At 76.5% G+C, this 9605-nt stretch carries 7 protein-coding genes; 3 read left to right on the top strand and 4 right to left on the bottom strand.

The features are described 5' to 3' along the window. The 3 genes from ACFWXO_RS07125 to ACFWXO_RS07115 all read right to left on the bottom strand — a co-directional run. The coding region (locus ACFWXO_RS07125) for a BTAD domain-containing putative transcriptional regulator (RefSeq protein WP_380522673.1) at positions 1–2598 on the bottom strand (2598 nt) is incomplete at its 3' end. 161 nt (positions 2599–2759) lie between these two features. Beyond that, positions 2760–3926 (bottom strand): alanine--tRNA ligase-related protein, encoded by a 1167-nt coding sequence (locus ACFWXO_RS07120; protein ID WP_380522672.1) that lies wholly within the window; start codon positions 3924–3926, stop codon positions 2760–2762. Positions 3927–4053: 127 nt separating this feature from the next. Further along, positions 4054–5091, bottom strand: coding sequence for a helix-turn-helix transcriptional regulator (locus ACFWXO_RS07115; protein ID WP_380522671.1), 1038 nt, complete (start codon positions 5089–5091; stop codon positions 4054–4056). Between the two features lie 184 nt (positions 5092–5275). Between ACFWXO_RS07115 and ACFWXO_RS07110 the strand changes: the two genes are divergently transcribed. From ACFWXO_RS07110 to ACFWXO_RS07100, 3 genes are all read left to right on the top strand, one after another. Further along, entirely contained in the window at positions 5276–6193 is a 918-nt protein-coding gene (locus ACFWXO_RS07110; RefSeq protein ID WP_380522670.1) for an MBL fold metallo-hydrolase, read from the top strand. Between the two features lie 123 nt (positions 6194–6316). Next, a complete protein-coding gene (locus tag ACFWXO_RS07105) occupies positions 6317–7756 on the top strand; it encodes a carboxylesterase/lipase family protein (RefSeq protein WP_380522669.1) in 1440 nt (479 codons plus the stop codon). 114 nt (positions 7757–7870) lie between these two features. Next, complete coding sequence (locus ACFWXO_RS07100) at positions 7871–8737, top strand: NAD-dependent protein deacetylase (RefSeq protein WP_375891616.1); 867 nt, start codon at positions 7871–7873, stop codon at positions 8735–8737. 22 nt (positions 8738–8759) lie between these two features. On the opposite strand, the gene ACFWXO_RS07095 is transcribed toward ACFWXO_RS07100, so the two are convergent. Next, entirely contained in the window at positions 8760–9593 is an 834-nt protein-coding gene (locus ACFWXO_RS07095) for a hypothetical protein (protein WP_380522668.1), read from the bottom strand. Positions 9594–9605: the final 12 nt, after the last annotated feature.

Raw genomic sequence — 9605 nt, 5'->3', positions numbered from 1 at the left:
GGCGGGGCGGCCCCGGTGGGATTCTCTTTCCGCGGCCACTCTCCCCACCGCCCCGGGGGGGCCGCCGGCGCGCCGGGGGGCGCGGGGGGGGGGCGGGGGGGGGGCGCGCGCCCCGGAGCGGTGGCCGAGGAGGCGGGCCAGCGCGAGGGCCTGGTCGAAGTTGCGCACCGCGTCGGCGTTCCGCTGCTGGAACAGCGCGATGACGCCGAGGTCGTTGCAGGTCTGCCGGAGGATCACGGTGTCCTCCGCGCGCCGGCAGGAGTCCGCGGCCCGGGTGGTGTGCTCGCGGGCCTCGTCGAGCCGGGTGGCCTGGACGGCCACGTTGCCGCAGACGAAGCGGGCCCGGCCGGCCGCCCGGTGGTGGCCGAGCGACTCGGCGGCCTCGGCGGCCTCGTGGGCGACCGAACCCAGCAGGGTTGAGGAGATGTCCCGGCCGAAGGCGCTGCAGGCGACCAGCAGATCGGCGGCGACGTCGAGCAGCGTGGGGTCGGGGGCGGAGCGCACGGCCGCGCCGACGGCGTGGGCGATGCCGTCGAACTCCCGCACCACCCAGGCCCTGGCCCCGGCCAGGTCGGCGAAGCGGGCGGCGCCCGCGACGGTGAAGGTGGTGCCGACCGGATCCCCCGGGACCGCCCGCTGGAACGCCGCGACGGCGCCCGCCAGCAGGAAGCGCAGCAGCCGGGCGGCCACCGGCGGCCGTTCGTGCGGGAGCAGCCGTTGCTCGGCGTAGTTGCGCAGCAGTTCGTGGTAGCGGTACCGGCCGGGCTGCGGCGACTCCAGCAGGGCCGCGTCCACCAGGGACTCCAATACCTCCTCGGCGTCCTCCGGGCCCAGGCCGAGCGCGGCCGCCGCCGCATCCAGGGCGATCGTCGGCCGGGTGAAGGGGGCGAGGGTGCGGAAGGCGTACGCCTGGACGCCGTTGAGCTGCCGGTAGCCGAGCTCGAACACGGTGGTCACGGCGAGGCCGCCGACGCGCAGCTGGTCGAGCCGGTGGCGTTCGTCGGTGAGCGCGGTGACCAGCCGGGCCAGCGCCCAGCGGGGTCGGGCCGCCAGCCGGGCGGCGACGATCCGCACGGCGAGCGGCAGCCGGCCGCAGAGGCCGACCACCTCGTCGGCTGCGGCGGGCTCGGCCGCCACCCGCGGTCCGCCGATGACCTGCCGCAGCAGGTCCAGGGCCTCGTCGACGGCGAACACGTCGAGGTCGAGGTGGGCACGGGAGGACAGGCCGGGGACCCGGGTGCGGCCGGTGACGATCACCGCGCAGTCGCCGGAGCCGGGCAGCAGGGGGCGCAGCTGGGCGAGGTCGCGGGCGTCGTCGAGCAGGAGCAGGACCCGGCGGCCGTCGAGCAGGCTGCGCAGCAGCCGGGAGCGGTCCTCGACGCCGCGCGGCAGGTCGGCGGCGGCGACGCCGAGTGCGCCGAGGAAGCTGCCCAGGACGGCGGCGGCGTCGGCCGGTTCGCCGCTGGTGCCGCGCAGGTCGGCGTAGAACTGGCCGTCGGGGTAGTGGTCGCGGACCTGGTGGGCGACCCGGACGGCCAGCGTGCTCTTGCCGATGCCGCCCATGCCGCTGATCGAGGCCACGCCGAGGACGGACCGGTCGGCTCCGGTCAGGCCTTCGGCGAGCTGCCGGACGGCCTCGGTGCGGCCGCTGAAGTCGGAGATGTCCGGCGGTAGTTGGGCCGGGCGGACGACGCCCTCCGGCGCCGGGGTGAGGACCGCCGCCGGGGCGGGTGCCAGCAGGCCCGGGTCGCCGGCCAGGATCCGGCCGTGCAGCCCGCACAGCTCCGGGCCGGGGTCGATCCCCAGCTCCTCGCCCAGCGTGCGCCGGGCCCGGGCGAAGACGGCGAGCGCGTCCGCCTGTCGGCCGGCGGCGTACAGGCTCCGCATCAGGAAGCCGTAGCTCTGCTCGCGCAGCGGGTGCTGCTGGACGAACGCGGTGAGGTCGGACACCAGGGCGTGGTGCCGGCCGCGGGCGAGCTCGGCGGCGAAGCGCTGCTCGGTCAGGGTCAGCCGCAGCTCGGCGAGGCGGGAGCGCTCGGCCTCGGCGAGCGGCCCGGGCACGCCGGCCAGCGGCTCCCCCTGCCACAGGGAGAGCGCCTCGGTGAGCAGCGTGGCGCACTCCTTCCGCCGCCCCTTGCGCCAGGCGCGGGCTGCGGTGGCGGCCAGCCGCTCGGCCCGGTGGACGTCCACGGACTCCGGCGGTACGGACAGCCGGTAGCCGTCGCCCACCGAGCTGAGCAGCTGCGCCACGGGCGTACCGCCGTCGGGGCCGGTGCCGCCGGGGCCGGTGCCGTCGGGCCCGGCGCTCCGGGGCCCGCCACCGCTGCGTCCGCCGCCGTCAGGGCCGGCCAGCCGCTGGCGGATTCGCCAGGCGTAGGTGCGCAGGACCATCACGGCGGACGAGGGCGGTTCGGCACCCCACAGCGCGTCGACGAGCTCGTGCAGGGTGACGGGGCGGCCGGCCCGAAGCAGCAGCGCCGCCAGCACGGCCCGCTGCTGGGGCGGGCCCGCGGGCACGGCCCGTCCGTCGGCCTCGATGCCGATCGGCCCCAGCAGGCTGAACCGCAGCCGCGTCGGCGCACACTCGTCCTGAACCACGTTCCGTTTCCCCCGCCCCCCGAAAAGTCGACTTACCTTACACGCACCAGCCCGATCCACCAGGGCCGCCGAGCGAGGTCCGGTCGGCGACCGGTGGGAGGCGGAGAGCGGTGCCGGGGTCGGAACGGTACTGCCGACCGTCCCGCCCCCGCCACCGTCCGTCACTGCGACCGCAGTTCGAGGACCAGCTCGCGCGGCAGGCCGTGGGTGTCGTGGAGGTAGCGGAGGTCGTCCTCGCCGAGCGGGCCGCGGAAGCGGGGGCGGGAGAGCAGCCGGCGGCCGCGCTCCAGCAGGCGGTCGAAGCGCTGCTCCTCGTCGAGCAGCACCCGGCGCACCGACTCCGGGTCCACGTCCTGGCCGAAGCGGTCCAGGGTGTGCCGCACCAGCTCCGGCGGCAGGTCCCCGAGCCGGCGCTGCGGGTCGTCGCGGCGCAGCACGGTGAGCACCCGGCGGACCAGGCGGCGCAGCACGTAGCCGCGGCCGGTGGTGCCGGGGCGGACACCGTCGCCGATCACCACGACCGACGAGCGCAGGTGGTCGCAGACCAGGCGCAGGGATGGCTCGTCCAGCTGCCACAGCGGCGGCACCAGGCGGCGCCAGGGGTCGAAGACGTCGCACTCGAAGACCGAGGAGCGGCCCTGGAGCAGCGAGGAGAGCCGTTCCAGGCCGAGTCCGGTGTCCACGTTGCGCTGGGGGAGCGGCACGAGCGAGCCGTCGTCGAGCCGGCGGTGACGCATCATCACGTGGTTCCACACCTCCACCCAGCGGTCGTCCCGGGTCGGGGTCGACCGCGGCGGGGTGTCGCCGGTCCAGAGGAAGATCTCCGAGTCGGGGCCGCAGGGGCCGGTCGGCCCGTTGGACCACCAGTTGTCGTCGACGGTCAGCTCGACCGGGACCCCGCGGTCCTGCCAGAGCTCCAGCGAGCCGGTGTCCGGCCCGACCCGGTCGTCCCCGCCGAAGACGGTGGCGTGCAGGCGGCCCGGGTCGATGCCGAGGCCGTCGGTGAGCAGGCCGTAGCCCCAGTCGAGGCTCTGCGGGCCCTCGTAGTCGCCCAGCGACCAACTGCCCAGCATCTCGAAGACGGTGAGGTGGGTGCGGTCGCCGACCTCGTCCAGGTCGGTGGTGCGCAGGCACCGCTGCCGGTTGACCAGCCTCGTCCCGAGCGGATGCGGACGGCCCTCCAGGTACGGGGTGAGGGGGTGCATGCCGGAGGTGGTGAACAGCACCGGGTCGCCGGGCGGGGGCAGCAGGGTGGAGCCGATGGTCCGGCGGTGGCCGCGCTCCTCGAAGTACTCGGTGAAGACGCGGACGAGCTGGTCGGTGTTCATGGCGGTGGCTCCTTCTCGGGGGAGGGAGGCGCCGGAGAACGAGCCGCGCGATCATCGGGACCGGGGGAGGGAACGCCCCGGGAACACCACCGGCGGACCGTTTCCGGTCGCCGGGGGAGGGGGTACGTCAGGCGGCGGCAACCGGCGAGCTGGCGGCTCGCGCGGCTGCGCTGGTGCTTCGGTCCATGACGTCCATGTCCCCGAGGTTAACTCCGGCGGCACCCGCCGGGCCACCGGTTTTGCGGGCCACCGGTCTGTGGGTGCCCGGCTTGCGGGTGTCCGGCTTGCGGGCGCCCGGTGCGGCCGAGGGGCCGAACTCGCCCGCCCGGCCGAGCAGGGCCAGGGCCTCCTCGGCGGGGGAGCCGGCCGGCGCGGTGTGGACGATGAGTGCCTGCTCCGGCGAGCCCGCGATCGACAGCAGCTGCTGGTGCACCTCCAGCGCGCCCACCACCGGGTGGTGCAGCAGGTGGGCGGCGGTGTCGCAGGGCGCCACCCGGTGGTCGGCCCACAGGGCGACGAACTCCGGGCTGCCCATGGTCAGTTCGCCGATCAACTCGGCGAGCAGCCGGTCCTCCGGGTGTCGGCCGACGGCTCCGCGCAGGTTCCCGACCACCCCGCGGGCCTTGCGCGGCCAGTCCGCGTACAGCTCCCGGGTGTGGGCGTCCAGGAACAGCATCCGGCCCAGGTTCGGGCGCCGCGCCGGGTCGTCGGGGCTGTCCCGGTCCAGGTGGCCGGCCAGCAGGGCGTGGCCGAGGGGGTTCCAGGCCAGGACGTCCATCCGGCGGCCGAGCACCACCGCCGGGACGCCGCCGACGGAGCGCAGCAGGTCGCGGGTCTCCGCCGTGAGCCGCTCCGGCCCGGGGCGGCGCACCCGGGGTGCCCGGCGGGCGGCGCCGGCCAGCCGGTCGAGGTGTTCGCGCTCGTGGCCGCCGAGCAGCAGGGCGCGGGCGATCGCGTCCAGCACCTCGGGCGAGGCCCCGCGGGACAGCCCCTGTTCGAGCCGGGTGTAGTACGAGACGCTGACGCCGGCCAGCTGCGCCACCTCCTCCCGCCGGAGCCCGGACACCCTTCTGCGGGGCCCGAGTTCGCGCAGTCCGACGTCCGCGGGATGCAGCCGCGTCCGTCGGGCCCGGAGGAAGTCGCCGAGGGGTCCTGGTCCGTTCATCCCCCCAGTATTCGACGGCCGGCCGGGCGCTGCCACACCCTGCGAGGGGTAGGAACGGCCGGGACTGGTCCGCGCCGCCCGGACCGCCGAGGCTCGGTGCCAGGGCCCGTCCGACACGATCCGCCGCACGGGCCGCAGCCGGCCGCCCCGCCCCGGGGCGCGCCCCGCACCGGAGGACGGACCCATGCACCACGCCCCGGACCAGCTCACCCTCGGCGACGTCACGGTCACCCGGGTCAAGGAGTACTACGGCCCGGCCGGGCTGACCCCCGGGCAGTTCTTCCCGGACAGTCCCGACGGCGCGTGGCAGGAGCACCGCGACTGGCTGGCGCCCGACTTCTGGGATCCGGGGACCGACCAGTGCCGCACCGCGATCCAGACCTGGCTGCTGCGCAGCGAGGGCCGCACGATCCTGGTCGACACCGGGGTGGGCAACCACAAGGACCGGCCGTACGCGCCGGTCTGGCACCGGCTGGACACGGAGTACCTGGACAACCTCGCCGCCGCCGGGGTGCGGCCCGAGGACGTCGACCTCGTGGTCAACACCCACCTGCACATCGACCACGTGGGCTGGAACACCCGCCTGGAGGGCCGGGAGTGGGTGCCGACCTTCCCCAACGCGACGTACCTCGTCCCGCGCCCGGACTTCGAGTTCTGGGACCCGGCCAACGGCCACCGGAGCGTGCTCGGCGAGGGCAACCGGAACGTCTTCGAGGACAGCGTCGCGCCGGTCCACCGGGCCGGGCAGGTCCGGCTGTGGGACGGCGGGCACCGGATCGACCGCAACCTGCGGCTGGACCCCGCGCCCGGGCACACCCCGGGATCCTCCGTGCTCACCCTGGACTCCGACGGCGAACGCGCCCTGTTCGTCGGGGACCTCGTGCACACCCCGCTCCAACTCGCCGAGCCGGACACCAACTCCTGCTTCTGCGAGGACCCGGCACAGTCCCGCGCCACCCGGCACCGGCTGCTCGGCGATGCCGCGGAGCGGCACGCGCTGCTCTTCCCGGCGCACTTCGGCGGCAGCGGCGCGGTCGAGGTCGCGCGCCGCGGCCCGGGCTTCGCGGTCGAGGAGTGGGCGGGCTTCCCGCGCATCTCCTGACGCGCCGCCGACACCGGTCGGCCCCGGGGCGGCCCCGGGTCAGCCCCCAGTTCAACCGGTCCAGCCAGTCCAGCCAGGTCAGCCGGTTCGCCCGGTTGACGCAGTGGAGAGGAACCGATTCACGTGCCCCGACAGGCAGAACCCGTCGTCACGACCCCGGCGGGAGCCGTCCGCGGCGCCCGCGCCCGCACCGGCGAGCGCTACCGGGCCGTCCCCTACGCGGCGGCGCCGGCCGGCGCCGGCCGGTTCGCCCCGCCCCGGCCGCACCCCGGCTGGTCCGGCGTCCGCGACGGCACCCGGCCCTCGCCCACCGCCCCGCAGCCGCCCCGCGCCTTCGACGGGCTCGACGTGAGCCCCTACTTCGGGCCGGGCTGGGTGCCCGGCCCGGAGTACCTCACCGTCGACGTCCACACGCCCGCCGCCGACGGCCGGCGCCGCCCGGTGATGGTCTTCGTGCACGGCGGCGGCTTCATCACCGGCTCCAACCGCGCCGCCCTCTACGACGGTTCCGCCTTCGCCCGGGACGGCGTGGTGCTGGTGGCGGTGAACTACCGCCTGGGCATCCCCGGGTTCCTCGACCTGCCGGGTGCCCCGCCCAACCGGGGCCTGCTGGACGTGCTCGCCGCGCTGCGCTGGGTGCGCGACTCCGTGGCGGCCTTCGGCGGCGACCCCGGCAACGTCACCGTGTTCGGCGAGTCCGCGGGCGCCACGCTCGTCTGCGCGCTGCTCGCCACGCCGCAGGCGCGCGGGCTGTTCCGGCGGGCCGTGGTCCAGAGCGGCAGCGGGACGGGCGCGTTCACCCCGGAGCAGGCACGGCGGGTCACGACCGCCGCGGCCGCCGCCCTGGGCGTCGAGCCGACGGCCGGGGCGTTCGCCGCCGTGCCGGACGAGCGGCTGGTGGCGGTCCTGCCCGAGCTGACCGGCCTCGACCTGCGCACCGGCACCGCCGTGGACCCGCTGGCCGGGCTCAGCCCGCTCGGGCTGGTCCTGCCGGTCCAGCCCGCGGACGCGCTGGCCGAAGGCCCGGCGAGGGACGTCGACCTGCTGATCGGCACCAACACCGAGGAGGCGAACCTCTACCTGGCACCGCAGGGGGAGCTGGAATCCACCACGGAGGCGGGGCTGCGCGCGGCCGCCACCGGGTTGCTGGCCGACCCGGAGGGCGTGCTCGCGGCCCTGCGCGCCGGCCGGCCGCGGGCCACCCCGGGCGAACTGCGCTCCGCCGTGCTCGCGCACGCCCTGTTCGAGGCCGGCACCGAGCGCATCGCCCGGGCACACGCCCGGATCTCCGGCGGCCGCACCCACCGCTACTCCTTCGGGTACCGGTCCCCGGCCCTGGACGGGCGGCTCGGCGCCGCCCACACCGTCGAGCTGCCCTTCGTGTTCGACGTGGCGGACGAGCCCTGGCTGCACGGGCCCGAGGGGCTGCTCGGCCCCGACCCGGCGCCGGCGGGGCTGGCCGCCCGGGTGCACGGTGCCTGGACGGCGTTCGCCCGGAGCGGCGAGCCGGGCTGGGCGGGGTACGACCCGGAGCACCCGGCGGCCGAACCCCTTGGCGGCTGAGCCCCCGCCGCCGTGCCCCGGCTGCCGTGCCCCGGCTGCCGGGCCCCGGCCGCCAAGGCCCCGCGCCGCCCCGGCCCTCGCTCCCGCGCCCGGCCCGGTCCTACCCTGGACGGCATGGACGCGCTCGCGGCGACTCCCGGCGGTACGGCGGCCGATGCGGCCGGCCTGGCGGCGCTGGTGCGCCTGCTGGCCGGGCGCGGGGCGGTGGTGCTCAGCGGGGCGGGCCTGTCCACCGAGTCCGGGATCCCGGACTACCGGGGCGAGACGGGCAGCCGGCGGCGCGCGGCGCCGATGACCTTCCAGGAGTTCACCGGGAGCGCGGCGGCCCGGCAGCGGTACTGGGCGCGCAGCCACGTCGGCTGGCGGGCGATCGCGGCGGCCGAGCCGAACGCCGGGCACCGGGCGGTGGAGCGGTTGCGGCGCTCGGGGCACGTGTCGGCGGTGATCACCCAGAACGTGGACGGCCTGCACCGCGCGGCCGGCACCCGGACGGCGGTGGAGCTGCACGGCGGGCTGCACCGGGTGGTCTGCCTGGACTGCCGCAGGACCAGCCCGCGCACCGAGCTGGACCGCCGGCTGGAGGAGCTGAACGGCGGCTTCCGGGACGGCCCGGCCCGGGTCAACCCGGACGGCGACGCCGAGTTGGCGCCGGAGTCGGTGGCCGCCTTCCGGGTCGCCCCGTGCGCGGTGTGCGGGGGAGTGCTCAAACCGGACGTGGTCTTCTTCGGCGAGAGCGTGCCCAGGCCGAGGGTCGAGCGCTGCTTCGAACTCGTGGACGCGGCCCAGGGGTTGCTGGTGCTGGGTTCCTCGCTCACGGTCATGTCGGGGCTGCGCTTCGTGCGCCGGGCCGCCCGCGCGGGCACCCCGGTGGTGATCGTCAACCAGGGCGCGACCCGCGGGGACGAGCTGGCGGCGGCCCGGGTCGGCCTGCCGCTGGGCGCGGTGCTGACCGAGGCCGCCCGGCGGGTCAGGGCGTCGTAGCGAACGCGTGCAGCCCGGCGGGTCAGGGCTTCGTGGCGAGCGCGTGCAGCGCGGCCTTGAGGGCGTCGACGAAGCGGTCCCGGACGGCCGGGTCGACCAGGTCGAGCGAGAGGTAGGGGTTGAGGTCCTCCAGCTCGACCAGGAGCAGCGCGCCCTCGGGGGTGCGGCAGGCGTCGACCCGCTGGATGCCGTGCTCGACGGTGTTCCAGGCGATGAAGCGCCGGGCGAACTCCAGGTCGGCGGCGGTGGGTTCGTACGGTTCGAGGTGCCAGCGCCGCTCCGGGTCGGGGGCGTGCAGGGCGTACTGGAAGGCGTCGTCGACGAAGTAGAACGAGACCTCGTAGCGGAACGGGACCAGCGGCTGGACCAGGACGTCCTGGTCGTACGCGACGGTGTCGAGCTGCTCGCGGGGGACGATCCGCAGGCCGATGGAGTCGGCGCCGAGCTTCGGCTTGACGACGTACTCGGGCACGACGGGCAGCCGGTCGAGGTCGGCGGCCCGGTCGACGGTGGGGATGACGGGGTACCCGGCGGCGGTGAGGTCGAGCAGGTACTGCTTGCCGGCCTGGTCGGCGCGCCCGGTGAGCTGGGTGTAGACGCGGGTGCCGCGTTCGAGCGCCCGGGCGCGGAAGTCCCGGTACGCGGCGAGGTGGTCCAGCACCGGGCCGCTGTTGCGGACCAGGACCAGGTCGAAGGAGTCCATCAGCGCGGCGGCGTCGCGCGGGTGGCAGAGGGCGACGTCGAAGTCCTCGCGCAGGCGGGCGGAGAGCTGGATGTCCTCGTCGCAGTAGCGGCGCCCCCGGGCCTGGTAGGCGAGGTCGGTGACGAGCAGGACGCGGGGCTTGGCGGCGGTCATGGCTCTCCTGAT

Source organism: Kitasatospora sp. NPDC059088, assembly GCF_042738155.1.
Classification (GTDB): Bacteria; Actinomycetota; Actinomycetes; order Streptomycetales; family Streptomycetaceae; genus Kitasatospora.
This window is presented reverse-complemented; position numbering and strand designations above follow the sequence as displayed.

Coding starts and splice junctions, on each gene's coding strand:
- ACFWXO_RS07120 (WP_380522672.1), bottom strand. CDS start 3,926: ATGAACACCGACCAGCTCGTCCGCGTCTTCACCGAGTACTTCGAGGAG.
- ACFWXO_RS07115 (WP_380522671.1), bottom strand. CDS start 5,091: ATGAACGGACCAGGACCCCTCGGCGACTTCCTCCGGGCCCGACGGACG.
- ACFWXO_RS07110 (WP_380522670.1), top strand. CDS start 5,276: ATGCACCACGCCCCGGACCAGCTCACCCTCGGCGACGTCACGGTCACC.
- ACFWXO_RS07100 (WP_375891616.1), top strand. CDS start 7,871: ATGGACGCGCTCGCGGCGACTCCCGGCGGTACGGCGGCCGATGCGGCC.
- ACFWXO_RS07095 (WP_380522668.1), bottom strand. CDS start 9,593: ATGACCGCCGCCAAGCCCCGCGTCCTGCTCGTCACCGACCTCGCCTAC.